A 26,220-nucleotide genomic window follows, 5' to 3' on the forward strand; every position below is an offset into this window, starting at 1 on the left:
GGCTTTACGAATGAAACGGGCGGGCCGGGCATATAGCCCGGTCCGCTTTTTTTTAACATAATGGGGTAAAAGCCGTTGTAATGAGGCAATTTTGCCCGCCCTTCTGCCGTTTCTTGCTCCAAGAGCCATGTCTGTAGTACCTTATAAAGATGACGCCGCCGACAAAAAGTCGCAGGTTGCCCAGATGTTCAATAGCATTGCCGGCAAATACGACTTCCTCAACCACTTTCTGAGTGCGGGCACCGATATTTATTGGCGCCGTAAGGCCGTCGATGAGTTGAAGCAGCTGCGGCCGGCCCGCATTCTCGATATTGCCACCGGCACGGCCGATTTCGCCATTGAAACCCTGCGCGCCGCCACTCCCGATGCCCAGATAACGGGCGTGGATATTTCGGAGGGCATGCTGGATGTTGGCCGCCGCAAGCTGGCGTCGAAGGGCTTGGGGCACCGCATCCGGCTGGAACTGGGCGACTCGGAGAACCTGCCCTATGAGGACAACTCGTTTGATGCGGTAACGGCCTCGTTTGGGGTACGCAACTTCGCCAACCTGGAGCGCGGTCTGACCGAAATGCGCCGGGTGCTACGGCCGGGCGGCAAGCTGGTGGTACTGGAGTTTTCCAAGCCCACGGCTTTCCCCATGAAGCAGGCTTACAACTTTTACTTCAAGAACATTCTGCCGGTTTTCGGCAAGCTTATCTCCAAAGACCGCGCCGCCTACACTTACCTGCCCGAGTCGGTGCAGGCCTTCCCGGACGGCCCGGATTTTCTGGCGATTCTGCGCAAAGTCGGTTTCAACTCTCCTGTATGGCAACCCCTTACCTTCGGCATCAGCTCCATCTACACGGCGCAAAAGTAGTGCGCTACACGCTGCTGGCGGCGGCTGTGCTGGCCCTGCCACTAAGTGTAGCGGCCCAAAAAACGAGCCGCAGCCGAGCCAGTATCGGCCGCAATGGCCAAGTAAAGTCGGTTACGACCGATAACCTGCTGGGCTATGACGACCGGCCGCTGCACCTGGGGCTGTACGTAGCCCCCAACTTCTCGCGCTACCTGATTGAGCAGGGCCCCGGGTATCCTGAGCAGGAGAAGGTGTCGGCTAACTCAATCATTAGTCCGGGCTTTTCGGTAGGCTTTCTGGGCGAACTGCGACTGGGCGAATACGGGGCCCTTACTTTCGCGCCCGGTGTAAGCTTCCTGACCCGCCGTATCGAGTTCAAGGACCAAGGCTACATGCAGGATGTCACGCGCTATCCCAATGACCCTAAGGAAATCGAGGATCAGGAAATTGGTAGCACGCAGGTTGATTTTCCGCTGCTGTTCAAACTTAAGTCGCAGCGGCGGCGCAACACACGCGTTTACCTGGTTGCGGGTGTAAAACCGAGCCTGAATATGGGTGGGCGTCGCAAAGACCCCGAGGTGAACCTGTTGCAGGCGGCTGATTCCGATTTCGCCATCGAGTACGGCATAGGCCTTGACCTGTTCTATCCGTTCTTCAAATTCTCGCCCGAGCTGCGCTTCTCCAACGGCCTGAAAAACCTCTATGTGCCTAGCACCAACGATGTGTACAGCCGCAGCTTACAGAGCATGAAGAGCAATACGGTTACGCTTTACCTCAACATCTGGTCGGGGCGGTAGGTAGCTGATACGAATAAGCACGCTGAGCTTGCCGAAGCATCTCTACCGCTTCGCCTGTACAGGTCAATGAAGCGGTTGAGATGCTTCGGCAAGCTCAGCGTGCTTATTTGTGTGACAAGCTTATACCTGAATTATACTTCTGGCTTTCAGATTCTTTCACTCCAGCCTCCAAGCTTCCTTCAGAATGAAAACGGCATTTATTACCGGCGCTTCGTCGGGTATTGGGCGGGCAACGGCAGTGGCGCTGGGCCGCGCCGGCTTTAAGCTGGTGCTGACGGGCCGGCGGATGGAACGGCTGCAGGAACTGGCTCGCGAGCTGGCCGATGTACCCACCCATCTGCTCACGTTTGACGTGCGCGACCGGGCCGCTGTGGACGCTGCTGTGGCTAGCCTGCCCGCCGAGTTTGCCGATGTCGACGTGCTTATCAATAATGCCGGCAATGCCCATGGTCTGGCCCCCATTCAGCAGGGCGACCCCGCCGACTGGGATGCTATGCTCGACGGCAACGTGAAGGGGCTGCTGTATGTGAGCCGGGCCGTACTACCGGCCATGACGCGCCGAAACACCGGCCACATCATCAACATCGGTTCCATTGCGGGCCACGAAACCTACGCCAACGGCAACGTGTACTGCGCTTCGAAAGCAGCCGTAGCGGCCCTGACCAAAGGCATGCGCCTCGACTTATTGCCCCACCATATTCGGGTGGCCGAAGTGAATCCGGGGGCCGTGGAAACCGAATTTTCGGAGGTGCGCTTCAAGGGCGACACCCAGCGGGCCGCCGGCGTGTACCAGGGCTATGAGGCCCTGCGGGCCGAAGACGTGGCCGACCTGCTGGCCTTTATGGTGACGCGCCCGGCCCACGTTAATATTGCGGAAGTCCTGATTTTGCCCGCTGCCCAGGGGGCTGCCACGGTTATCCAGAAGGAGTAGAACTGTGGCTGCAGCTTCGCTAACCTGCGTTGGGGAGGTCGGTGTAGGGGCGGGGCTTGTCCCCGCCCGCCGTCAGAATAATGCGTTGAACCGCTGTTCGCATGCCCCGTACGTGTCGTTCAACGGCGGGCGCGGACAAGCCCCGCCCCTACACCGACCTGCCCAACACAGGTTAGCGAAACGGCAGGAGGATGCTCTGATTGATTCTTGCTTCCTGTTGCGCCGAAAACACAGCTTTACTGTGCCAGTTGCAGCAGTGTCCCCCGATCCAGGGTGTGCGTACCGGCAAAGCGGATCAAGGTTGGCTCAACGCCCAGCCGGCGCAGGAACATCTGCTGTTTCTGCAAGTCCTCATCCTTGATGAACTCATCCTCGGTGCCGCATACCAGCGTTACGCCCAGGCCTTGTAGCAGGCGGGTGGCCACCGGAAAATCCATGTCGGGTGGGAAGGCGCCGGCCCAGAGGATGAGTCGTGCCGGCCGGAACGTGGCGCGGGCCAGCCAGCGGCTGACGGTGGCTGCTCCCTGCGAGAAGCCCAGCACCGTAACGGCCGCATCGGGCGCGGCCCAGGGTAAGATAGTAGCCGCCAGTTGATTAAGATAGACTACGTAATCCTCGATTTCGGTCAGCCGGCTCTCTTTGGTCATCCAGGTGGCACCTATCCGGCCGCTGGTGCCGTTGAGATAAAAGCGCGACAGACCCTCGGGCGCGACAACGACCAGGTGTGGATCGGCGGCCACCAAGGGGGCGAAGTGTCGCACAAAATAGGCCGCGAGCTGCCCGTAACCATGCGCCACAAACCACACCCGTCGCGTAGCCGCCGACAACTCGCCCAACTGCTGATAGCGGGCCGTGCGTGCAACCGTAAGCGAGTGTTCCATAAAACAATAAGGTAGCGAAACGAGGAGTTGGTGCCCGGATAACCTGATGACGTACCCGATACAGTCGCAACTGGGCTGCCGATAACGCCTTCAGGCCCCTCGTAAATAGTGCTTTGCCTGAAAAATCAGCCTACCAATGGTCTATTTCAACTTCGGCAGGTCCTCGGCGCTGAAACCGAAGGGAAGCAGGGAAGAGAGGGAGGGGAAGCGGTAGATACTGCCATCGGGACCGGGCAGCAGCAACGGAATGGGCTGCTCCTGGCGCTGCTCGTACTCGGCCATTACCTGCCGGCAGGCGCCGCAGGGGTTGGCCGGCCCAAATTCGCCACCAGCGGGGCGGGCAGCTACCGCCATGCCCACGATGCGGCGCTGAGGCTGCGAAACGGCCAGCCCGAATAGCGCCGTACGCTCGGCGCACAAGCCCGAGGGGTATGCAGCGTTTTCCTGGTTGGATCCCCCGAATACAGTACCGTCATCGAGCAGTAGCGCCGCGCCTACCTGGAAGTGGGAGTAAGGGGAGTGAGACGTGGCCGTGGCCGCCTGGGCCGCCTGCCAAGTGGCAGTTTCGGCGGGCGTCAGATCGGCTTCGGAGGCCAGTATGTCGGCCGTGATGGTCAGGGTAAGGGTGTGGGCCATGCGGGGCAAAGGAGCGGGTGCCGCAAGCGGGCCCGACAAAGTGAAAAGGGGCGACGAATGTACGGTTTTTTGCGAGAATGGCCGAAAAATGCGGTGGTGAGTGTTTACCAACTCACTCAGTGCCCGTTTCCCTATCTTGCCGCCCCACCCACTCAACCACCTATGCCGCGTATTCTGCTGCTGGGAGCCGGCCGTTCGGCTGCCTCGCTTATCAACTATCTGCTACACCACGCTCCCACCGAAGGTTGGAGGCTAACCATAGCCGACGTGCAACCGGCGCATCTGGCGCCAGTGCTGGCCGCGCACTCGGAATATGCCCAAGCCGTGCCATTTGATGTGCATGACGAAAACCTGCTGGAAGAGCTGGTTGCCGACGCCGACGTGGTGGTATCGATGCTGCCGGCGCTGTTCCATGCCCCGGTGGCGCGGGCCTGCGTGCGGCATGGGCGGCACTTGGCTACAGCGAGCTACGTAAACGACGAAATCCGGGCAATGGCGCCGGCGGCTGAAGCGGCGGGCGTTACGCTGCTCATGGAGTGCGGCCTCGACCCCGGCCTCGACCATATGTCGGCCATGCGCGTGCTGGCCGACATCCGGGAGCAGGGCGGCCGGGTTATCTCGTTCAAATCGTATTGTGGGGGGCTGCTGGCCCCCGAGGCCGAGGCGGGCAACCCCTGGCGCTACAAGTTTACCTGGAACCCGCGCAACGTGGTGCTGGCAGGGCAGGGCACGGCCAAGTACCTGGAGCAGGGCCGGCTGCGCTTTATTCCGTACCAGCAGCTTTTTACGCGCCTCGAAACAGTAGCTGTGCCCGGCTTCGGCGAGTTTGAGGGCTACGCCAACCGCGACTCGCTGAGCTACCGCGCCCCGTATGCGCTGGACCATGTGCACACCATGCTGCGCGGCACGTTGCGCCGGCCGGGCTACTGCGCTGCCTGGCAGCAGCTGGTGCGCCTGGGCCTCACCGACGACAACGTGCAGTTGGGCAACTCCGCCAGCCTTACTTGGGCCGAGCTGGTAGCCGCCTACCTGCCGCTGCCCACCACTGCCGGCCAGCGGCTACCTGCCCGCGTGGCAGCACACCTGGGCCTGCCACCCGATTCGGTGGAAATGCAACAGCTAAGCTGGCTGGGGCTGTTTGACGATGTGCCGGTGGGCCAGGCCGATGCCACTCCAGCCCAGCTGCTCGAAAAACGTCTGACCGAAAAGTGGGCGCTAGCACCCACCGACCACGATATGATTGTAATGCAGCATCAGTTCGAATACCAGCTGAACGGGCAGCACTATGGCCGTAATTCGTCGGTAGTGGTGCTGGGCGACGATGCCACCCACACGGCCATGGCCAAAACCGTGGGCCTGCCGCTGGGCATGGCCGTACGGCGGCTGGCCACCGGGCAGCTGCAGCAGCGGGGCGTCATCATCCCAACTTTGCCGGAACTCTACAACCCTATTCTGGACGAGCTGGCCGCTGATTATGGTATTGCTTTCGTGGAAGAGGAGCTTGGAGTATTGGCTGCGGCGCAATAAGCGGTTGGTGGGTGAGTTATAGCATCCGGACAAGCCTATTTGTTATGCAAAATTACCTGCGCCTCCGGGGCCGGCTGCTGGGTCGGCAGCTGCGCGAGCTAGGCTGGTGGCGGCTGCTGGTGCTGGGGAGCCTGCTGGGGCTGGCGGCGGCCCAATCACTTTTCACGGCCGCCGCTCATCCTACGCTGGTGTGGGCCGTGCCGTTGGTAGTGGTCCTGTTCGTGCTTAGCCTGCACCGCCGCCGTGCCGATTTGCCTTTTCTGCACATGGCCGCACCCGAGTTTCGGGGCTGGCTGGCCGCAGAATATGCGCTGTGCAGCCTGCCGGTGGCGCTGGCTTTGCTGGGATGGGGCCGCCCGGGGCCGGCAGCGCTGACGGTGGCAGGCGCAGCAGTGGTGGCACTGGTGCCGGCCGCGGCTGCCACCGCCAGCCGGGTACGGCGGCCAACGTGGTTTCGGAGCCTGGCCTTTGAGTGGGTGAGTGTGGGCCGCCGGCCAGTGTTGGGACTGGCGTGGCTGGTGCTACTAACGGCGGCCATCATCACCCGCGCCAACAGTACTGGGCCGGCGCTGGCCGTGCTGGTCTGGCTGCTGCTTACGCTGGAAACGTACGGGCCGGCCGAGCCCTGGAGTTGGCTGCTGCCCGCCCTGCGCACACCGGGAGCCTGGTTGCGGCAGCGGGTGGGGTGGGGGCTGCTGTATTTTGGCCTCACGGTGGCTCCGCTGGCAGCCGTACTGGCTGTGGGCCCGGCCGGAGCAGGTGGCACGGCGTTGGTGCTGGGCTGGTGCGCCACGGTTCTGACGATGGTAGTGCTAGCCAAATACGCCTTCTATCCGCACGCCACGCTGGGCCGCCTCACGCAGGCCGGAGCCATAGTGGTGGGCCTGTCGGTGCTGGGCAGTAACCCGGCCTACTTCGCCCTGCTACTGGCCTGCTTCCTGGGGCTGCTGCTGAAAAGCCCGAACCAGCTGGCGCAATACCGCCGCGAGTAGCCAATTCATTATCGAGCCCGGCAGACTGAGGAAAGAAATAGTTAACGCGACACGGAATATGTTGTCAATTGAAGGCTTAGGCAAAGATTTTGGGAATCACACGGTGCTGCACCACGTCGATTTGAATCTGCGGCCGGGCACACTGCACGGGCTGGTAGGATCCAACGGAGCGGGCAAAACCACGCTGCTGCACTGCCTCTATGGCCTGCACGCCGACTACCGTGGCGCGGTGCACGAAACCAGCGGGCAAAGCATCCGCGAGTGCACGGGCCTGCTGCCCTACGAGCCCTACTTTTACCCGCGCATCACCGGCCGCGAATACGTGGAATTCTGCCTGCAGGCCCGCGGCCAGCCGGTGCCCAGCCTCGCGGGCTGGAATGAGCTGCTGGAACTGCCCCTTAACCAATACGCCGAAGACTACTCGGCTGGTATGAAGAAGAAGTTGGCCCTGCTGGCGCTATTGGTGCAAAACTTCCGCTACCTCGTGCTCGACGAACCCTTCAACGGCCTCGACCTGAGCGCCAACCTGCTGCTCATGGAGGTGTTGCGCCGCCTGCGCCAGCAGGGCACCGGTATCCTGCTGACCTCGCACCTGCTGGGCTCCCTCACCGAACTGTGCGACGAAATAACGGTACTGGCCGAGGGCCGGGTCCTGCGTCATTATCCCGCCACCGACTTCGCCCGCCTGCCCACCGATTTGTTGGGCCAGCTGCATCAGCAGAAACTGGAAGCCCTAACGGCACTTTTGCCGCTTGCCTAAGCAAATCGGTCAGCGGTGGCAGCCCGCTTCGCAGTGCATGGCAGTTGCTACAGCGCCAGATAGAACGGCCCCAGCCGCTCCCGAAACCAGGAAGTATAGGTTTCGGAGTCCGGCTCGTGCAGCGGCAGGTCCTGCTTCTGTACCGATATAGGCTGCCGCCCGAATTCCACGATATGGCGCAGCGGCTTGCTGGTGGCGCGGTGGCGAAGTACCAGCCGGGTTGCCGGAAACAGGCCCATGGCAGCCGCCTCGCGCTCAAACTCCTGCATTTCGGGGGGCGGCAACAGCACCGTGAGGCGACCGGGGGGCGTCAGGAAGTCGGCGGCAAAGCGGGCCAGCTCAGCAAAACTCAGCGTATCGTTGGCGGCGTGGCGGGCGGTGGTGCGCCGGGCGTCAGGCGAGCGGAGGGCATGGCGAAAAAAGGGCGGGTTGCAGATGATGTGGTCGAAGGGTCGGGGGCAGGCGGCGGCCAGCTGGGCCAGCGGCTGCGCGTGCAGGTACAGCCGCGCTGCCCAGGGGCTGGCCGCGAAGTTGGCCACTGCCTGCGCCGCTGCTGCTTCGTCCAGCTCCACGGCTTCGATGGTGGCCGTAGGGTTGCGCTGGGCCGCCATCAGGGCCAGCAGGCCGGTGCCGGTGCCAATGTCGAGTATCCGCGCTGCACCTGCTACGGCTGCTACCGCGCCCAGCACGCAGGCATCGGTGCACACCTTCATGGCACAGGCTGCCTGCTCGATGCGGAACTGCTTGAACTGGAAGTAGGAGTTAGCCATTGTTTCAGTTGCCGGTTACCAGCTGTTGGGAAGAACGTCATTCAGAGCGCAGCGAAGAAGCTGGCGTGCTGACGTTGGGTTAGCATGGCAACGTCAGCACGCCAGCTTCTTCGCTACGCTCTGAATGACGTTCTCTGCCTAATCCCTAATCCCTAATCCCTAATCCTTAAACCAGCGCCTCGTAGCCGGCGTCAATCAGTAGGGGGCCGCGGGTGGCGCTGCGCACGGCCAGCTGGTCGCACCGCTCGTTTTCGGGGTGGCCGTTGTGGCCGCGCACCCAGCGGAACTGCACCGTGCGCTGCTTGTATATTTTGATGAAGCGCCGCCATAAGTCCTCGTTGGCTTTCTTGCCGAAATCGGCCTTATTGGCCCAACCGAACACCCACTTTTTCTCTACCGAGTCCACTACGTAGCGCGAATCGGTGACGACCATAACGGGCAGCTCGGGGCGGTTTACGGCTTCCAGGCCTACAATCACGGCCAGCAGCTCCATGCGGTTGTTGGTGGTCAGGCGGAAGCCCTCGCTGAGTTCCTTCTCGTGGGCGCCAAAGCGCAAAAGCGCGCCGTAGCCGCCCGGCCCGGGGTTGCCCCGCGAGGAGCCATCGGTGAACAGGTAAATCAAGGTGCTGAAATGTTAGCTTGTCGCTGTCAGCTCGCGTACGTAAAGCAACCGGGTACGAGCTGAGCAGCCAAAATGGGAGGGCGCAAGGTACAACCCACATGCGTTGGATGTGCAGCAGAAACGGAGCCTCGCTTCGATTTTCTACGGCCCTGACAGGAAGTGTGGCCGGCCCCGCATCGAGGATGTGCTGGTATTCGACCCACAGCTGTGAGCTGAATACGAACAAATAAAAGCCCAAAAACCTACTCTCCGCTGTCTTTTAATAGTTGGCGGCGGTAGTTGGCCAGGATGGTGGACTTGAGCAGAAAACCAAGATATCGGTCGTCGGCGTCGAGTACGGGCAGAGCCCAGGCATCGAGCTGCTCCATGCAGCGCAGCGTGTCGAGCAACGTATCGTCGGGGCGCACGATGGCCAGCGGCTCATCCATCAGGTCGCGTACGCGGGTGGTGGTGTAGTGGGCGTCGTCGAAGAGGGAATGGCGAACGGCATCGAGGCTGACGACACCCAGCAGCCGGCCCCCGTCATCGTAATCGACGACCGGAAACAGGTTGCGCGACGTGTTGCGGAAGGTATGCACCAGCTCGCCCAACGTGTCGTCGGGTCGTACCGGCTGAAAATCGGTTTGCAGCAGGCTTGTTACGTCGAGCAGCGCCAGCAGGCCCCGGTCGCGGTCATGGTTCATGTACACGCCCTTCTGCGCCAGCTTGCGGGTGTACACCGAGTACGGCTCGAAGTAGCGCGTAATCAGGTAGGAGCCCGAGGTAACGAGCATCAAAGGCACAAACAGGGCGTAGCCGCCGGTTATTTCGGCAATAAGGAAGATGGCCGTGAGCGGGGCGTGTACCACCCCGGCCAGGGTGCCGGCCATACCCAGCACAATAAAGTGTACCTCCGAAATCGGGTACAAACCGCTTAAGTTGATGAGGCGCGCGAAAATGAAGCCGCACAGCGCCCCGGCAAACAACGACGAGCCAAACATGCCACCATTGCCACCGGAACCGATGGTAATGGTGGTGGCCACCACTTTCAGCAGCATACTACCCGCGGCCACCAGCAGCACCAGCCAGGCGCTCTGGTCTTTAAAAACATCGAAGAGCGAGCCATTGACCAGCTGCTCGGAGTGGCCGCCCAGCAACTGCTGCACACTGTTGTAGCCTTCGCCGTAAAGTGGCGGAAACAGGAAAACCAGCCCCCCCAGCGCCAGTCCGCCGAATACTACCTTCCAGAAAATGCCGGGGTAGTAGCTGAACTGCCGGTCGGCCCAGAAATACACCCGAATCATATAGACCGAAAGCAGGGCCGTAAACAACGCCAGCATCAGGTACAGCGGCACGGCATCAACGGGCCAGCTGGTGGTGATGAGCACGAAGGGCTGGCCCGCGTACAGGGCTTTCGACACCACGGTGGCCGTGGCCGAGGAGATGAGCAGCGGCACGAAATACGCCGCCGACAACTCGGAAAGCAGCACCTCAACGGCGAACAGCACCCCCGCAATGGGCGAGTTGAAGATGGCCGCAATGCCGCCCGCCGCGCCGCAGGCCGTGAGCAGGCGCCGCTGCCGCCGCCCGATGCGCAGCACCCGCGAGGCGTTGGAGCCAATGGCGGCGCCGGTAACCGAAATGGGCGCCTCCAGACCCGCCGAACCGCCGAATGAAACCGTGAGGAACGACGACACGAGCTGCGAATACAGCTTGCTGCGCGGTACAATGCTGCCCTGGCGGGCCACATTATATATCACCGGCCCGATGCCCCGCCCCAGGTCGCCGCCCAGGAAATAGCGCGTGAACAGCACCGTGAGGGCAATGCCGATAATGGGGTACAGGGAGCTGCTGAATACCTGGTACTGCAGCGGCACCCAGGCATTTAGCAGCCCCTGCGTGTCGTGCACCAGGGTTTTAAGTACCACCGCCGCCAGCCCTGCCAGCACGCCGATCAGAATGCTCACCAGAATCAGGTAGGCCCGGTCGCTGATGTGGCGTACGCGCCACATGAGCAGCGGCAGCAACAGCCGATGAATGGAGTTCTGAGACATAGACAGCGAGGGCAGCAAAAAGGCCCGGCAGGCAGGAAACTGCAACCTAACGAAAAGCACGCTTGGTTCGTCTATTCTGCCCCAAGTATGTTAGCCCGCCAGCGCCGGCACGCTGAAGCCAGCCCCCACAAGCTCCTGCTTCACGTCCTGCATCAGGCGGCTTTTAAGTTGTAGCACGCCGCGGCGGTAGTCACCGGCGTCGCTCCAGAAATATACCCGCAAATCGGCGGTCGTGGCGGCTGCCTTCTCCAGGTTCACGTAGGGCGCTTTCAGGCCGGTTTGCACTTCGGGGACGCTTTGCAGGTAGCGTACGATAAGGGTCTTCACTACGTCGGGCATAACGGTTTCGCCCAGCTCCACGGTCAGCAGAAAGTCCATGCGCAACTCGCCGTCGCGGGTGTAGTTGGTGAGGGGCTCTTTAAGCACCATAGAGTTGGGTAGAAAAATATGCTTGCCGTCGAAAGTGTGGATGAGGGTAGTGCGCAGGTTCAGGGCCACCACGTGGCCCACCAGGTCCTTTATCTGCACGGTATCATCGATGCGGAATGGCCGGTTGAAGGCCAGAATAACGCCGGCCAGAAAGTTCTCGGCAATATCCTTGAAGGCGAAGCCCACAATGAAGGCCGACACGCCCGCCGCGCCCAGCAGACTGCCCACCACACCCGTAAAGCCCAGTACGTTGAGGGCCACCAGCAGTGCAATTAGGCTCAGCACCCACTTGCTTATCTGGGTCAGAAAATCGGCCAGCAGCGGGTCGGCGGAGCGACGGTGCAGGCGGTGGCTGAGCAGCGCACTGAGCCGGCCGGCAACGAAGAGGCCAACGGTCAGCAGCACCAAGGCAATCAGTAGCTTGGGCAATACAAACAGAAACTGCTCCCAGTAAGCAAGCAGTACGTGGTGGAAGTCGGTGGTCATTTTATAAGGAGCTGTGGAAGCCAGAAACGGGGTAAGCCGATAATGGCCGAAGGCAACACAAGGCCCCGTCGGCGAGGTGCCGGCGGGGCCTGAATACGAACTATACGGGCAAGCGGGCCGCCAAGGTTAGTCGGCTGGTTCAGCCGGCCGGTTCAGCCAGAGCCCAAATACCAGCCCGCCCAGCGCGTAGGCCAGCACGTCGCGCCAGTCGGCGGTGGCGCGGGCATCGAGGTGGGGCAGCAGCCACTCAAACCACAGGCTGAATACCAGCCAGGTGCTGAATATCCAGGATATAGGCAGCACAAAGGCCGGCCGGCGGAAGTAGTAGCGGCGCAACAGCCACAGCTCCAGCGTGAGCAGCAGCGGCAGGGCCAGGGCGTCGGCGAGGTGGGCGCGCAACAGGGCCGGCGGGCGGGGCCAGCCGGCTACCAGCGGGCTGCCGGTTTTGTACAGGATGAGCACCAGGTAGATGCCTACACCGGCCACGAACAGCGGGTGGCGTAGCCCGGCCGGGAGCCGGCGGCGGCCACTCATCCGGCCGCCACCGTTACCAGCCACACGAAGAAGGCCATGAGGGCTCCGAAAGCCAGTTGCCCGCCCCGGATGATGTACTTGAAAAACTTGATGACCGGGTTGTCATCGGGCTTGATTTCAATGAGCATCAGGCGGTCGGAGAGGGGCGCATCGGCCTGCTGCTGACGGTGCTCATCGGCGGCGGCGCGGTGCGGCTCCAGCTCCTGCCCGCAGTGCTGGCAGTGGTCGGTGGGGCGCTGCTGCCACTCGGTCCAGAGGCCGCAGTGCGGGCACTTTTTGGTGGCGGCGAAAGGAGTGATAGGGTCGGGCGTGGCCATGCTACGGTAGAATATGCTTGCTGTGCTAAATAGAGCCGGCAGGAGGGCCTGCCAGCTACTACTTACGCACGTTTTGGCGTTTCGTCACATCTCGCCCCGTTTTCCCGCCCCAATTTCTACAGCTCCATAATGTCCTCGTTCCAGAGCTCGGGCTCTTCCTCAATGAAGCTTTCCATCATCTTCACGCACTCGTCGAGGTCGAGGATTTCCACCTCCACGCCGTGGCTTTCGAGGAAGGCCTTCGATTCGCCGAAGGTGCGCGACTCGCCCACAATTACTTTCGGGATTTTAAACTGCACAATGGTGCCGGCGCACATAAAGCAGGGCATCAGGGTGGTGTAAAGCACCGTGTCGCGGTAGGTGCGCTGGCGGCCGGCGTTCATCAGGGCGTCCATTTCGCCGTGCTTGATGGCGTTGCCCTCCTGCACGCGCTTATTGCGCCCGCGGCTCACGAGCTTGCCGTCGCGCACGAGCACCGAGCCAATCGGAATACCGCCTTCCTGGCGGCCCTGGCGCGCCTCATCAATGGCAGCCTGCATGAATTCGTCCATTTTTTAAAGAAGCTAGAAGTTGGAAGCTAGGAGTTAGAAGGCGAAAGGTAGAGCTGGAATCATGAAAGAATGACGACGTTCCCCACCAAGCAGGGTGTTTTCAGCGGTGCCGCGCTGCGGTTGGGGGGCGCCATCTGGCTGGCCGGCTGGCCGTGAACCCGAAAAATTTCACTTATTTTTCGGGTGCCATTATCCGCCCAACACCTGTAATTATCCGCTATGCGCCAGTCCCTTTTCCTGTTGCTACTTGTACTACTGGCCGGCCCGCAATTGGTTTTCGGGCAGAAGAAAGAGCGAAAATCCAGTAATACGGACTCTGCACCGGCCGTTACATACGAAAAAGGCACTCTGACCGACGGCCGGCACACCGGCATCTGGGAGTACTACGACCAGCAAGGCGAACTAACGCTGCGCATGAACTACGATTCGAGCCGTATTGCCTACAGCCGCCCCGATACGGCCCGTTACCTCCTGTATCTGAACAACGACTGGCAACTGGTGCGCCCCAGCCGCGCCCCGCAGTACATGGGTAGCCGCGCCAAGCGCACGGCCGATATTGGTAAAAGCATTCGGTACCCGGTAGCCGCACTGCAACAGGGTCAGCAGGGCGAAGTAGTCATTTCTTACGTCGTGAATGAGCAGGGCAAAACCCAGGATTACCAAGTGGTAACCACGCCTTCCAAAGAATGCACGGAAGCTGTGTGGGCGGTGCTCAAACAGCAGCCCGACCGTTGGATTCCGGCCGTCTATCAAGGCCAGCCGACGCGGGCCCAGTTCCTGCTACGGGTGAACTTTGCCATGGTAAACCAGCAAGAAGCCGCCGCCTATCAGGCCCGCGTGCAGCAGCAGGATCAGCGGCCCCAGGCTCCTTACATCGACCAGGTACGCGTAACGGCCTACGGCGTGGAGCGTACTGCTCAGACCCTGCCTGCCCCAAGCCGTCCGGGTCAGCGCGCGCAAATGCCCCGGTAGGCGCAGCATTGGCACTTAGCGAGGTCGTCAGTTGTGCGGATGGGTTGATTCGCAGTCTATGGCCACTAGTTAGGAGGCCAAGGCAAGCGCCGCCCATCATCAGCACGGGCAACAACCACGGGCTTGCGTTCGAGTTTAGCCATTAGTGGGTGAATCGGCTCGTGTTTTCCTTGCCCGTTAGCTTACGCTCCGAGCGAAAAGTTAAACACTACCCGCGACCCATCCGGGGCAATAGCCAGCATCTGGATCATGCCATTTTGGGCCGAGAGTAAGGCACGGTCAATGTCCTGCGGATTCTTAATGGATTTGCCGTTGATGAAGGCGATGATGGTTCCGCTGGGAATGCCAACCTGATCGAAGAAGCCACCCTGCCGGACATCGGTTACCAACACCCCAGCCTGCAGATTTAACTGTTGTTTCAGCGAACCAGGCAAGGGCGAGAAGCTAGCACCAAGCTTATTATAGATCTTATCCAGGTTGGTATTGCCTTTGGCCGTCGCCAGGGCTTCCTCTCCTTTCAGTGTGGCCGAGGTAGAGCGGGTTTTGTTGTCGCGTAAGTAGGTCAGCTTGACGGTATCACCGGGGCGGTGCCGGGCAATTCTTTCGGAGAACTCGGCGGACGAGTTCAACTGCATGCCGTCAATGCGCTGGATAATGTCACCTTCCTGTAAGCCGGCGGCGGCGGCGGCGCTGTTGCCGAGAACCCCGGTAATGTAAACGCCTTTTACGACGCCCGGCTGGAGCCCCTGCTGCTGTAAGTATTGCGCCTCGGCGTTGGGCGACGGGAAGGATACCCCCAGCAGACCGCGTTTTACCGTGCCATATTCCCGCAAATCCCCCAGAATCTTCTTGGCCAGGTTCACAGGAATGGCAAACGCATAACCGGCATAGCTGCCCGTCTGGGATGCAATAGCCGAGTTGATGCCAATCAATTCGCCATTCGTGTTAACCAGGGCGCCTCCGCTGTTGCCGGGGTTAATGGCCGCATCGGTTTGGATGAACGACTCTACCCCCAGGTTGCCGCTAGGCTCCGCATTGCCATTGCGGCTGGGCCGGTTGATAATGCCGATGCTGCGCGCTTTGGCACTGATAATGCCGGCCGTAACAGTCGTATTGAGCGAAAAAGGATACCCCACCGCCACCGCCCATTCCCCCACCTGCACGCTATCGGAGTTGCCGAGTTTGATGCTGGGCAGGTTGTCAGCTTTGATTTTGATAAGCGCTAAGTCGGTGTTTGGATCACGGCCAATCAATTCCGCAGCAAACCGTCGATTGTCGGGCAGAATGACTTCAATTGCGGAGGCATTTTCCACTACGTGATTGTTCGTGGCGATGTAGCCGTTGCCGCTGATAAGTACCCCGGAACCGGAACCCATGGCCGTACCGCCGCCGGAAGGGGAGCCATACGCCTGCCCAAACGACTCATCATAATTCGCAGAAGCGCTATAGGTGGTTTTAATGTGTACGACTGCCGGCGTCGCGGCCTTGGAGGCCTTTACAAAGTTGCCAATATCCGATGAGGCCGCACTTCCCGGAGTGTCATCGGCCGGGGTGTCTTGTGCTAAAAATGCCGTTTCAGCGCGTTCAGTGACGCTTTCTTCATCCGGGGTTTGCTTGCTGGTGCAACTGACACCGCCCATTTGCAGGAGGCAAAAGCTACTGGAAAGTAAAAGGATAGTTGATTTTCTCATCGGAATGCTTCTAGGTGAAAAGCCAGGAAACCGCTGCTTAGTGTGCCTGAGCAGGCGAGAATTCTCTTGCTTTAGGACAGAGGACAATCATCTAAACGCAAGTCGGCGCTTTAGAGATACCTATACAGCAACCCGATGGATAGCATGTAAAGGGAGTGCCCCAGCTATGACCGATGAAATGTGCCTTTAGTCTGGTATAGCGGTTATTTTGATGCAGATGCTGCCTCAGGCGCTATAATTCAGCTGGCCGGCCTGTTGGGGCGCACGCCCAGCCCTATTGCTCTGGAGCTGGCGTACTTCGCCCGCCTGGATCTGGCGGGTCTGAGCATCGCTAGCGAGCTGAACAGGCAGGTTTGGCAGGGGTTTTACACCGACCAGGCTAAGCAGATGCTGCAGGTGAGTAAGGCGACGATGGGCAGCGCGCTGGCACAGGTGGCACCGCCGTTACCAACAGTTTCGTCGCTGACCCGAGAGGAAGCTAAACTGCCTGCTGCTGCTTTGGAAATTGGGGTTCGGCTGATTTTTACCGCGCGCAAATACCCCGATAGGCGCAGTACTGGCATTTATCGAGGTCGTCGGTTTTGCGGATGGGCTCGGCGGGGTCGAGGATTCGGCGCACCAGCTGGCCCAGCAGCTCCTCGCTGTGGTGCCCGAAATCCTGGCCCTCAGCCGTCAGAAAGCCCATGTCGGCCGACATGGGGCCGGCCGCCAGGTTGCGTAGCGAGATGATGGCCGCGTCGGCGGCGGGGCGGCCCTGCTGGGTTAGCAGGAAGCGGTAGAGCCAGAGCTGGCGCACTTTGTCGGCCGAAGGGGTGGCGTCGGTGAGCAGGCGCTCCACGGCCGCGGCCGGCGCTTCGTTGCGCTTCAGCAGTTGCAGGTGCGACTTCTCCACAAGACCCGACTTGTAATCTACCACCCGCAGGTCGCCGTTGGGCAGCTGGTCTACGCGGTCAGCGAGGCCGAACAGGTTCACGCGCAGCTTCTCGCCATCCTCCAGGGACACGTATACGGTAGCGTGCAGGGGTTCTTCGAGGCTCTGGATGCGTAAAGGCAGGGCGCCTTCCGTGTCGAGCAGGCTTTCGAGGTAGCGGCGCACCAGTTGCTTGGCCACCTGGCCCAGCACGTGGTTGAGGCCCTCGTCGGCGCGGGCGTGCCGGCCGGCTACCTCCTTGCGCAGGGCTTTGGCTACCATGATGGGGGCCAGAGCCAGCAAGCCCGGAATATCGGCGGCCGTGAGGGCCGGGGCACCGGGCGTCTGCTGCTGCGAGAAGGGCTGGAGCAGCTCCTCCAGCGCCTCATGCACCGCCGTCCCGAAGCCGTCGGGCCCGAGGGCTTCCTCCACCTCCTCATTCTCGCGGAAGCGGGCAATTCGCTGGAAATAGAACTGCAGCGAGCAGCCCAGGTATTGGTTGAGGGCGGTGGGCGAGAGGCCTTTCTGCAGCAGCTCCCGTAGCGCCAGCAGCATCCCGGCATCTTTTTCGAGAATTAAGTCAGTTGTTTGTTGCTGGTTGTCAGTTGTCAGGCTGTTCTGGTTGAAGCCTGCTGACTGCGCGCTTTCAACAACTGGCAACTGACAACCAGCAACTGACGACTCATCAGCCGTCACCGTCAAATCCAGCAGTTCCAGCTGGGGGTTCTGCAGGGCTAAGTCATTCTCCAGCTGCAGCAGAAAGCGGCTTCGCTCGCCGGTGCGGGTGCCCTCGGCGCCGGGCAGGATGTGCAGCAGATCGACGTTGCGGGCGCGCTGGAGCAGGCGCCAGAACTGGTGGGCGGTGGCGGCCTCGTGGTCGGCGTAGGTGGGCAGGCCGAAGGTGGTCAGCACGTCGTACGGAAACAGGGAACTGTGGCGCTTGGGGGCCGGCAGCACGTTCTCGTTGCAGCTCAGGATGATGACGTGGTCGAAGTCGAGGGCCCGGGTTTCGAGCAGACCCATCACCTGCACATCGGCAATCGGCTCGCCGCTGAAGGGCAGGCGCGTGTTGCGCATCTGCTCGTACAGAAACCGCCGGAACGAGCGCACCGACAGCCGCTGCTCCCGGCAGTCGAACACCGAATGCAGCCGCTTGACGAGGGTGTAGAACAGGTACAGATACTCGGCCTCAATGGCCGAATGCTGGTCCTGGTAAGCCTTTTTGAGCAGGTCGATGAGCGTGTTGCAGGCCGCAATGATGTCGTCGCAGTTGTTCCAGGTGGCGAACAGAGCCGTCAGCAGCGGGTGGCCCTGGCCCAGCTCTACCAGTTCTTCGGCCGGCAGCAGCACCGCGTGGCGCTGCACAATGGCGCGGCACACCCGGTCGAGTAGGCCCAGCTGGGCCTCGGGCGTGTCGGGCTGCTTGTCGAGCCAGCTTTGGTAGCGGCGCAGAAACGGGTGCTGCAGCAGCTTGCTGACGGCCAAATGGTGGTAGCGGGGTACGCCGTAGCCCGTTTCCTGCGAGCCTTCGCGCACGCCGGTCAGGTGCACCTCAAACAGCAGATCCACGAGGTTGAACAGGGGCGTGCTCTGGAAATTGAGGCCCATGGTTACGTTGTACTCGGGCACCTCGCGGGGGGGCAGGCCATGGAGCACAGGCAGCAGCAGCGTTTCGTCGGGCAGTACCACGGCTACTTTGGCCGTGGGGTTGGCCTGGCGGGCGGCGGCCAGCAGCTGGCCGGCCAGCTTGCCCTGCATCGAGGAGTTGGCCACGCCCACCATGCGCACGGTGCGCGGCAACTGACGCAGCAGCTCGGCCGGCCCACCGAAGTTTTCCCAAGGCAAATCGAGCCGCTCCTGGTACTGGCGCAGGTGCTGGCCGGCGCGGTTGGGCGAACCGGGCTCGAGGTAGAACGCGTCGCCATCGAACAATACATCGGCCAGGCGGGCCTTGCGCAGGTGGCGGATGAGCCGCTCTTCGGCCTTCGACAGAAAACCCAGGCCCACGAACACGTGGCGGGGCAGGGTTTCGCCGGCTTCCAGCTGCTCGCGCACCCGGCGCTGGGCCAGCCGGTAGGCCAGCCCGGGGTAGGCTAGCCGGTCGCGCCGCATCCGCTTTTTCAGGCGCAGGTACACCTTGTCGAGGTCGTCCCAGAAGCGAAAGTAGGCCGTGGTGCTGCTCGGAAGCTGGAATTCGGCCCCCAGATCCCAGCGCTCCAGGGCCTTGGCCTGGCTTAGGTACTCGAACACCTTGCGGGGCGAGGCCAGGTTCTGGTCGAGGCTCGAAAAGTCCTGCAGCAGCAGCGCCGACCAGCCCACAAACTGGTCGAAATCCAGCTGCGGGTCGATGTCCTGCAGAATCTCAAACAGCAGCAGCTGCAACGCAATCGGCTCCTCGACGCGCACACCAGCCAGCTCTACCATGTAGTCTTCCATCGAAGCCACCCGCGGGCTCCACACGGCCTGGCCGGCCTCGGCGGCCAGGCTCAGCTCGTTCTGCAGGTACACCACTGCCCGCCGCGTGGGCACCACCAGCACCAGCTCGGCCAGCTCGCCGCTGGGCCCGCCGTACTGGGCCACCAGCTCGCGGGCCACCCGGGTCAGGAAGGGCGTAGCGTCGGGCAAAGTGGCAGTGGGCGGCAGGGTGGGGACAGCGGCGAAAAGGGGCAGGTCGGGGAGGGTGGTGGGCATGCGCGGCGGGTCAGAAAATCTACTTAAAGGTACAGTGCCTTTCGTTCAGAAACCGGCTTATGCTCGCAGAAAAGCCCAAGTTGCGGAGTGAGTTGCGAAGAACGACGTAGGGGCGGGGCTTGCCCCCGCCCGCCGTTGCACAGTAGCGTTGAACGGCGGATAAAGGCCACAACGCCTCGTTTCAGGGCCGGGCGGGGGCAAGCCCCGCCCCTACATCGCCCTCCGCAACTTGAGTTACTAAAGAATTCTCTGATTTGTCTCATCGTATGCCCTTCACCGTTCAACAAATCGTCATTCTGCCGCCGCCACCACCCACAGTTTCTTGGTGGGAGAACGCACGCAGCTTGGTATTGCTGGCGCTGCTAGCCATACCGGTTCTGATTATAGGAGTAGGGGCGTTACTGGTACTGGGAATTGGTTACGGCATCTGGAGCGCTGGGGCGAAAATCATCCTGCCCATCCGGAAGCTGTTCGGCTATCAGCCGCCGCCCGAGCCGCTGCCGATTCCGGAGGAGCCCGTAGTGCTGTTTGAAAACGAGCAGCTCCGCTTGCCTACCACTGAGCAGGAATCTGGGGCAGTTAGTCGGGAATTTGATCGGTGGTTTGAGGGGTGGGAGGACTTGGAGTACCAGGGAAACTTACCGGGCCCCTACCGCCTGCATACTACGCCCGAAATTGCCGGTCTGCACGGGCAAATCGTGAGCGACTTATGCCGCGAGTGGTCCGACGGACTTTTTCCTGTAACTGGTGGAGCCGCATCCGGGGCAGGAGCCCGCCGTCACTACGTGGCTGATACACCTGGAACTGGATACCCTACGCTGGCACCGGGTAGCCGAAACGAACGACTTTTACCTGCACCCAGATGCAGCGGGGCTGGAACATGGGGCGTTTGAGGGTCGGAACCCGGCGGGGGAAAGACTTGAGTTGCGAGTACAAACGGATGCTTAGAATCCGAACTCCCGTAGTAGTCACTCATTCACCGGCACTACGTAGCTAGCCAGCGAGCGGGCGGCCAGGGCTACGCTGATGAGGGTGAGCACGGCCGCCAGAATGAAGGGTGCGCCGGGGAAATACACCGGGGCTGCGGGGCGGGTGAAGTAGGAGAACAGGCTCGTCATGAGCACCGGGCCCACGATGGAGGTGAGGCTCATCAGGCTGGTGAGGGCGCCTTGCAGCTCGCCCTGCTCGTTGGCCGGCACCTGGCCCGAAATAATGCCCTGCAACGCCGGGCCGGCAATGCCACCCAGGCAATAAGGCACCAGAAAGGCGAACATCATCCAGCCCTTACTGGCAAACGCGAACAGCACGAAGCCCAGCGCATACAGCAGCAAGCCCAGGTACACCGACCGTTTGGGGCCCAGCAGTGGGTTGATGCGCCGGATGAGCCCGCCCTGCACAACGGCCACCATTAGCCCGACGGCGGCCAGCGAGTAGCCCACCCACTTCTCGCTCCAGCTGAACTTCTCCATCACGTAGTACGTCCAGGTGCTCTGGGTGGCGTGGGCGGCTACATAAAGGAAGAGCAGCGAGGCCACCAGCCCCAGAATAACGGGGTAGCGGCCCAGCATCCGGAGGCTGCCAATGGGGTTGGCCCGCTTCCAGGCAAACGCCCGCCGCCGCTCCAGGGGCAACGATTCAGGTAGCACAAAGTAGCCGTACACCACGTTGAGCAGCGTGAGGCCCGCGGCGGCCAGAAACGGCAATTGGTGGCTGTATTCGCCCAGCACCCCGCCCAGCAGCGGCCCCAGAATGAAGCCCAGCCCAAACGCGGCCCCAATCAGCCCGAAGTTCTGGGCGCGCTTTTCGGGCGTCGAAACGTCGGCAATGTAGGCCGAGGCCGTCGTGACGCTGGCCCCGGTGATGCCCGCAATGGCCCGGCCCACGAACAGCCAGGCCAGGGTGGGGGCGAAGGCCAGAAACAGGTAATCGATGCCGAAGCCAAGCAGCGAAAACAGCAGCACCGGCCGCCGCCCAAACTGGTCGGAGAGGTTGCCCAGCACCGGCGAAAACAGGAACTGCATGGCCGCGTAGGCAAACACCAGCCAGCCGCCTACCTGCGCCGCCTCGCTCACGGTGCCCCCCGTCAGGTGCTGAATCAGCTTCGGAATAACGGGAATGATGATGCCGATGCCCGTTACATCCAGCAGCAGCGTGATAAAGATAAACGTGAGGGCCGAGCGGGGCGCGGGCGTAACAGTGGGTTCCATGAAAGCGGCAAAACGGGCGGGCCGCAAAGGTAGGCGGTTCCGGGGGAGGCGGATATATGAGCCCTTCTGTCATCCTGAGCGGAGCGAAGGACCTGGTGAGAAGCCAATCAATAGTTAGCTTCTTACCAGGTCCTTCGCTCCGCTCAGGATGACAGAAGGGCTCACCGTCTCACGCCTCCCACTCCACCACTTCCCGGGTGTCGAAATAATACAGCACGCAGCGCACTTGCTCAAAGCCCAACTGCCGGAACAGAGCGGCGTAGTGCTGCAACGGCACCCGGTGCCGGTATTCGGCGGGCGGCAGCTTGAAATCGAGCAGCGTTACGCGCCGGCCCAAGCCGTCGGGGGTAGTCTCGAACACGATTCTGTCGGGCTTGTAGTCCTGCTTGCGGGTGCCGCCCACCAGAATCTCGCGTTCGGTCTCAGCCGCCACCTGGTCGCTAAAGTAATGGGCCAGCCGCGCATCGTCGGTTACCTCGCGCAGCTTGGCCAGCAGCGCGGGGCGCTCCTGTAGGCTGATAAGGCCCTCGGCCGCGAGCTGGGCCGCCACGCGCTCCACGTCGGCGGCCTGCCGTATGCGGCGAAGGGCGTAGTGCAGGCGGCGGTTCCACTCGCGCTGCTCCTGCTGCTCATCAAAATCGAACACGGTGTTGGCGTGCCGCCGCAGCCGAAGCCGCTGCTCCCAAGGCGTGCTGGTGAGGTTGGTGAGCAGGAGCTGGTTGCTGGTTGTTGGGTGTTGGTTGCTGGTTTTAGTGTTCAGAGAGCTATCAGCTACCAGCTGTGAGCTATCAGCTGAAGATACAGTGTACGCCATCTGCTCATCGTCCCACTGTCCGGTGCTTACCAGGTAGCAGTGCAGCAGCTCGGCCACGGTGCCGGCGGGCTTGTCGGGGCCTGTTTCGTCGTCGTTTTTGCTGCTGGCTTTGGCGGGCCTGGGCTTTTTGCTGATGACGTAGAGGCGGTGCTTCGGGCGGGTGAAGGCTACGTAAAGCATGTTCAGGCCCTCCAGAAACGTCTTTTCCAGCTCCTCAGTGTACTGCGCGGCCAAGGGCGTGAGCAGCAAATCCTGCTTCTGGCTGAGCACGGCCACGCCGGGCATATCGGCCACCGGCCGGTCGGCCACCTCGGGCAATCGGCCCCAGAGCAGCGTGCCCATAAAAGGCCTGAGCGACCAATCGGCAAACGGCACAATCACCACGCCGTAGGCTAGGCCCTTGGCCTTATGCACCGTGGTAATGGTAAGCGCGTCGCGGCCGGCGGGGGCGTTGATGCTCAGGCTACTCTTCTTCTGGTCCCAGTAGGCCAGGAAGTTGTTGAGGTTGTTGCCGTAGCGCAGGCTGTATTCAAGCGTCAAATCCAGAAACCGGAACAGGTACTCGCGCTCCGCCGCCCGGTCCAGCAGTCCGAACAGGCCCAGCAGCCGTTCCGTCAACTCGTAGAGGCCCAGGTTGCCGGTTTCTTTCTCCTGGAGGTCGTAGCCCAGCGCGCGCAGCTCCTCAAAAAACGGCTCGGCCGACTTGTCGTTGGCCAGCTCGGCCCAGCGCCGGGCCCGGTCGGGGGTGGGGGCGTGGCCGCGCACCACGCGGTCGACCAGCAGTAGGGCCTCGGCGCGGGCCAGCGTATCATCTGGCCGGTTGAGCACCCGGAACACGGCCACCAGCAGGTTCACCACCTCGGCAAATTCCAACGACAGCGAATCGGCCGAAATAATATCGTAGCCCCGCTCTTTCAGGAATTTGGCGGTGTGGCGGCTGTTGCCACGGGTGCGGCAGAGCACGGCAATATCCTGCAGCCGGTAGCCGTCGGCCAGCGCCTGCTGCACCAGCTGCAGCGTCAGGTAGAGCGTGCTTTCGGCGTAGTCGAGCGTCTGGCCCGCCAGGTAGCCGGGCAGCGTGTCGGGCGTGAAGGTGCCGTGGGCCGCGTCGTAGCGGGTGGCGGGCGCGTCGTCGTCGGTAAACAGCAGCTCCACGTGGGCCCGCGCCGCCTCCGCACCGGGCGGACTTTGCTGGGTGAATCCCTCATCGAACAGGCTTTGCACCAGCGGCAGCGCGCCGTGGGTGGCGCTTACGTGGCCGAAAAAGGCGTTGTTGAACTCGATGATGTCGCGCCCCGAGCGGTAGTTTACGTTCAGGTTGCGGGCCTCCAGGGCGGGGGTGATGGTCTGGTAACGGTCGGCCAGGCGCTGGCGGGTTTCGGGGTCGGGCACCCGGTCGTAGAGGTGGCTGGTTTCCTTCTTATAGAGGCGCAGAATCTGCTCCATCTCGCCGCCCCGCCAGCGGTAAATGGCCTGCTTGGCGTCGCCCACGGCCAAATTGAGGTGGCCGCTGCCCAGTGCGTTTTCCACCAGCGGCAGCAGGTTGTTCCACTGCAGCACCGAGGTGTCCTGAAACTCGTCAATCAGCAGGTGCTGGTACCGGTCGCCCATGCGCTCATACAGGAACGGTACCGGCTCGTGCAGCACAATCTGGGCAATGCGGCGGTTGAACTCGGCAATCAGCACCACGTTCCGGTCGCGGCTGAGCTGTTCCACGGCCTTGCTCAGCTCGCTTAATAAGCTCACTTGAAATACGTAGGGCAGCATGCCGGCCGCCAGTAGGTAGCTGGGCAGCAGCCGCGTCCGTATCTCCTGGAGCCGCTCGAATGTGTGGGCCAGCGCCGGCGCAACGGCCGCTACATCGGCTTCGCGACCCTGCTTTTTGGCGGCGGCGCTGCCCCATTTATCGGTTTCCACAGTTTTAAGGGCGGTGGCCGTCGGGAAGCTGGCATCTTTGGCGGGAGCCTCCAGCCAACGCCGCCAGTTCTGGAAATGGCCATAGATGCCGTTGGCCCCGCTGGCCAAATGCTCGGGTTCCAGTCCGGTTTCCGCCAGCGCATCCAGCGCCAGGGTCGCGGTCTGCTGCACCAGATCCTCAATCTCGCGCTGCCGGGCCCGCAGGCCCTCGTGCAGCCGCCGGTAGTCGGCCAGGCTCAGCACCTGCAGCTGCTGCATGGCCTCATGCACCGGCTCGCTCAGCAGAAACTGCCCGAACTCGACCAGTTCCTCAGGCAGGTTGTTCCAGCTCTTGCCTTCCTCGGCTTTATTGAGGGCGAAATCGGAAATCGTGCGCGACAGCAGGTCGGCATTCGGGTCGCGGTTCACCCGATCAAGCACCAGCGCCACCGCGCCTTGCAGCACCAGAGCGCTGTCCAGCTCCACCTCAAACGTGGCCGGCAGCCCCAGCTCGCGGGTAAACGCCGTTACAATGCGCTGCACGAACGAGTCGATGGTGCTCACCGCAAAATCGGCATAGTGGTAAAGCGCCAACCGGAACGTGGCCGCCGCCCGCTCGCGCAGCACCCGTTCGCGCTCCGCAGGCGTTTCCAGGTGCGCCAGTGGCCCCTCGGCGGCCAGCTCCTCCGCAATGTCAGCCAGCAGCGGGTCGTGCTCACCCTCGGGCAGCCGCGCAAACCGCCGCAACGCCTCCAGAATCCGCTGCTTCATCTCGCCCGCCGCGTCGTTGGTGAACGTGATGGCCAGAATCCTTTTGAAGTAGCCTGCCTCCTCTGAGCCCAGTGCCAGCTTCAGGTATTCTTTGGTGAGCTGGTAGGTTTTGCCCGAGCCAGCCGAGGAGGAGTAGATGCGGAAGGTGGGCTTGTTGGGCTGGGACATGAGGGAGGGTAGCATAGCCACCCAAAGGTCGGGTTAATCCCTCTATCAGCATGCTGCCTGAGTGCCCCGATTGGGGTAGCTTGACCGAGCGGGGCCAAGCTGCCGGCCCACCTCCACCCGAACAAACCAGCCGGCCGGGCGTTGTTACAACCACGCCGCGCAGTTGCGGCGGCTGTTTCACTTGCTAACTACCCAGCCATGAATATTGGAATTATCGGCGCCGGCCACATCGGCAGCGCCCTTGCCGTGCGGCTCGTCGACCTCGGCCACTCAGTTCTTATCGCCAACTCCCGCGGCCCCGAAACCCTGACGGATGTAGCCAAAAAAACCGGCGCTACCCCCGCCACGGCCCGCGAAGCCGCCCGTCACGGCGAGGTCATCGTGGTCACCATCCCGCTCAAAAACATTCCCGACCTAGCTCCGGACCTGTTCGAGGGCGTAAGCGCCGACGTTCCCATCATCGACACCAGCAACTACTACCCCATGCTGCGCGACGGCCAGATTCCGGAGCTGCAAAGCGGCGACCTGACCGAAAGCGAGTGGGTGCAGCAGCACCTGGGCCGGCCGGTGGTCAAGGTGTTCAACAACATCTACGCCGACCACCTCGAAAACAAGGGCCAACCCGCCGGTACGCCCGGCCGCATCTCCCTGCCCGTAGCCGGCGACGATGCCGCCGCGAAAAAACAGGTCATGAAGTTGGTCGATGAGCTGGGCTTCGATGCCGTAGACGACGGCACGCTGCACGAATCGTGGCGGCAGCAGCCCGGCACGCCCTCCTACGGCGCCGACCTGCCCGCCGACAAACTTCGCGAGCACCTCGCCAGCCTGGGCACCGAGCGGACCGAAGCCCAGCGCGCCAAATTCGCGGCCAACCACGCTGCCCAGGAGCAGGAAATGAAGAATCAGGGCGCCCAGTTGTAGCCTCGCGCTCTTACTTCTCTAGGACTTACGCACTCGTAGGCAGTAGGGCTGGAATGAGCGGCTTAGCCAATAGTTGAC

At 62.0% G+C, this 26,220-nt stretch carries 21 protein-coding genes; 8 read left to right on the forward strand and 13 right to left on the reverse strand.

The window, feature by feature from the left end; all coding sequences use genetic code 11:
* Window positions 1–127 precede the first annotated feature (127 nt).
* From ubiE to HW554_RS12550, 3 genes are all read left to right on the forward strand, one after another.
* A complete protein-coding gene (gene ubiE / locus HW554_RS12540; protein WP_176908936.1) occupies window positions 128–856 on the forward strand; it encodes a bifunctional demethylmenaquinone methyltransferase/2-methoxy-6-polyprenyl-1,4-benzoquinol methylase UbiE in 729 nt (242 codons plus the stop codon).
* Window positions 805–1,632, forward strand: coding sequence for a type IX secretion/gliding motility protein PorT/SprT (gene porT, locus HW554_RS12545; RefSeq protein ID WP_176908937.1), 828 nt, complete (start codon window positions 805–807; stop codon window positions 1,630–1,632). The genes ubiE and porT overlap by 52 nt, the downstream gene beginning before the upstream one ends.
* Window positions 1,633–1,816: 184 nt before the next feature.
* Window positions 1,817–2,563 carry an SDR family NAD(P)-dependent oxidoreductase gene (locus HW554_RS12550; RefSeq protein ID WP_176908938.1) on the forward strand — a complete coding sequence of 249 codons (747 nt, stop codon included), beginning with the start codon at window positions 1,817–1,819 and terminating at the stop codon, window positions 2,561–2,563.
* Between the two features lie 236 nt (window positions 2,564–2,799).
* Here HW554_RS12550 and HW554_RS12555 read toward each other — a convergent pair whose 3' ends face one another.
* The gene (locus HW554_RS12555; RefSeq protein ID WP_176908939.1) at window positions 2,800–3,444 is read right to left on the reverse strand and encodes an alpha/beta hydrolase; all 645 of its coding nucleotides are present in this window, start codon (window positions 3,442–3,444) and stop codon (window positions 2,800–2,802) included.
* A gap of 141 nt (window positions 3,445–3,585) precedes the next feature.
* Entirely contained in the window at window positions 3,586–4,080 is a 495-nt protein-coding gene (cdd, locus tag HW554_RS12560) for a cytidine deaminase (RefSeq protein WP_176908940.1), read from the reverse strand.
* 162 nt (window positions 4,081–4,242) lie between these two features.
* Here cdd and HW554_RS12565 point away from each other — a divergent pair, with 162 nt between their 5' ends.
* Genes HW554_RS12565 through HW554_RS12575 form a run of 3 tightly spaced genes read left to right on the forward strand, consistent with a single transcriptional unit; the run spans window position 4,243 to window position 7,359 of the window.
* The gene (locus HW554_RS12565) at window positions 4,243–5,607 is read left to right on the forward strand and encodes a saccharopine dehydrogenase family protein (RefSeq protein WP_176908941.1); all 1,365 of its coding nucleotides are present in this window, start codon (window positions 4,243–4,245) and stop codon (window positions 5,605–5,607) included.
* Between the two features lie 44 nt (window positions 5,608–5,651).
* The gene (locus tag HW554_RS12570; RefSeq protein ID WP_176908942.1) at window positions 5,652–6,599 is read left to right on the forward strand and encodes a hypothetical protein; all 948 of its coding nucleotides are present in this window, start codon (window positions 5,652–5,654) and stop codon (window positions 6,597–6,599) included.
* A gap of 58 nt (window positions 6,600–6,657) precedes the next feature.
* Window positions 6,658–7,359, forward strand: a complete 702-nt coding sequence (locus tag HW554_RS12575; protein WP_176908943.1) for an ATP-binding cassette domain-containing protein — start codon at window positions 6,658–6,660, stop codon at window positions 7,357–7,359.
* Between the two features lie 47 nt (window positions 7,360–7,406).
* Here the strand turns inward: HW554_RS12575 and HW554_RS12580 are convergent, their stop codons facing one another.
* The 7 genes from HW554_RS12580 to HW554_RS12610 all read right to left on the reverse strand — a co-directional run bounded on the left by HW554_RS12580 (window position 7,407) and on the right by HW554_RS12610 (window position 13,101).
* A complete protein-coding gene (locus HW554_RS12580; RefSeq protein WP_246285211.1) occupies window positions 7,407–8,129 on the reverse strand; it encodes a tRNA1(Val) (adenine(37)-N6)-methyltransferase in 723 nt (240 codons plus the stop codon).
* 166 nt (window positions 8,130–8,295) lie between these two features.
* Window positions 8,296–8,751 (reverse strand): ribonuclease HI, encoded by a 456-nt coding sequence (gene rnhA, locus HW554_RS12585; RefSeq protein ID WP_176908944.1) that lies wholly within the window; start codon window positions 8,749–8,751, stop codon window positions 8,296–8,298.
* Between the two features lie 242 nt (window positions 8,752–8,993).
* On the reverse strand, window positions 8,994–10,784 hold the full coding sequence (locus HW554_RS12590; protein WP_176908945.1) for a chloride channel protein: 1,791 nt from the start codon (window positions 10,782–10,784) through the stop codon (window positions 8,994–8,996).
* Between the two features lie 90 nt (window positions 10,785–10,874).
* Window positions 10,875–11,699, reverse strand: coding sequence for a mechanosensitive ion channel family protein (locus HW554_RS12595; RefSeq protein ID WP_176908946.1), 825 nt, complete (start codon window positions 11,697–11,699; stop codon window positions 10,875–10,877).
* Between the two features lie 126 nt (window positions 11,700–11,825).
* Complete coding sequence (locus HW554_RS12600; protein WP_176908947.1) at window positions 11,826–12,257, reverse strand: hypothetical protein; 432 nt, start codon at window positions 12,255–12,257, stop codon at window positions 11,826–11,828.
* On the reverse strand, window positions 12,230–12,550 hold the full coding sequence (locus tag HW554_RS12605; RefSeq protein WP_176908948.1) for a hypothetical protein: 321 nt from the start codon (window positions 12,548–12,550) through the stop codon (window positions 12,230–12,232). The genes HW554_RS12600 and HW554_RS12605 overlap by 28 nt, the downstream gene beginning before the upstream one ends.
* A gap of 116 nt (window positions 12,551–12,666) precedes the next feature.
* Window positions 12,667–13,101, reverse strand: a complete 435-nt coding sequence (locus HW554_RS12610; protein ID WP_176908949.1) for a nucleoside deaminase — start codon at window positions 13,099–13,101, stop codon at window positions 12,667–12,669.
* A gap of 219 nt (window positions 13,102–13,320) precedes the next feature.
* Between HW554_RS12610 and HW554_RS12615 the strand changes: the two genes are divergently transcribed.
* On the forward strand, window positions 13,321–14,073 hold the full coding sequence (locus HW554_RS12615; RefSeq protein ID WP_176908950.1) for an energy transducer TonB: 753 nt from the start codon (window positions 13,321–13,323) through the stop codon (window positions 14,071–14,073).
* Window positions 14,074–14,255: 182 nt separating this feature from the next.
* Here the strand turns inward: HW554_RS12615 and HW554_RS12620 are convergent, their stop codons facing one another.
* The 4 genes from HW554_RS12620 to HW554_RS12635 all read right to left on the reverse strand — a co-directional run bounded on the left by HW554_RS12620 (window position 14,256) and on the right by HW554_RS12635 (window position 25,221).
* Window positions 14,256–15,764 carry a trypsin-like peptidase domain-containing protein gene (locus HW554_RS12620; RefSeq protein WP_176908951.1) on the reverse strand — a complete coding sequence of 503 codons (1,509 nt, stop codon included), beginning with the start codon at window positions 15,762–15,764 and terminating at the stop codon, window positions 14,256–14,258.
* Window positions 15,765–16,287: 523 nt separating this feature from the next.
* On the reverse strand, window positions 16,288–19,365 hold the full coding sequence (locus tag HW554_RS12625) for a PD-(D/E)XK nuclease family protein (RefSeq protein ID WP_176908952.1): 3,078 nt from the start codon (window positions 19,363–19,365) through the stop codon (window positions 16,288–16,290).
* Window positions 19,366–20,333: 968 nt separating this feature from the next.
* Entirely contained in the window at window positions 20,334–21,572 is a 1,239-nt protein-coding gene (locus tag HW554_RS12630) for a TCR/Tet family MFS transporter (protein WP_176908953.1), read from the reverse strand.
* A 169-nt stretch (window positions 21,573–21,741) separates the two neighbouring features.
* A complete protein-coding gene (locus HW554_RS12635) occupies window positions 21,742–25,221 on the reverse strand; it encodes a UvrD-helicase domain-containing protein (protein WP_176908954.1) in 3,480 nt (1,159 codons plus the stop codon).
* Between the two features lie 198 nt (window positions 25,222–25,419).
* Between HW554_RS12635 and HW554_RS12640 the strand changes: the two genes are divergently transcribed.
* Window positions 25,420–26,142 carry an NADPH-dependent F420 reductase gene (locus HW554_RS12640; RefSeq protein WP_176908955.1) on the forward strand — a complete coding sequence of 241 codons (723 nt, stop codon included), beginning with the start codon at window positions 25,420–25,422 and terminating at the stop codon, window positions 26,140–26,142.
* Window positions 26,143–26,220: the final 78 nt, after the last annotated feature.

Origin of the sequence: Hymenobacter lapidiphilus, from assembly GCF_013377885.1 — a bacterium.
In the GTDB taxonomy this organism is placed as follows: Bacteria; Bacteroidota; Bacteroidia; order Cytophagales; family Hymenobacteraceae; genus Hymenobacter; species Hymenobacter lapidiphilus.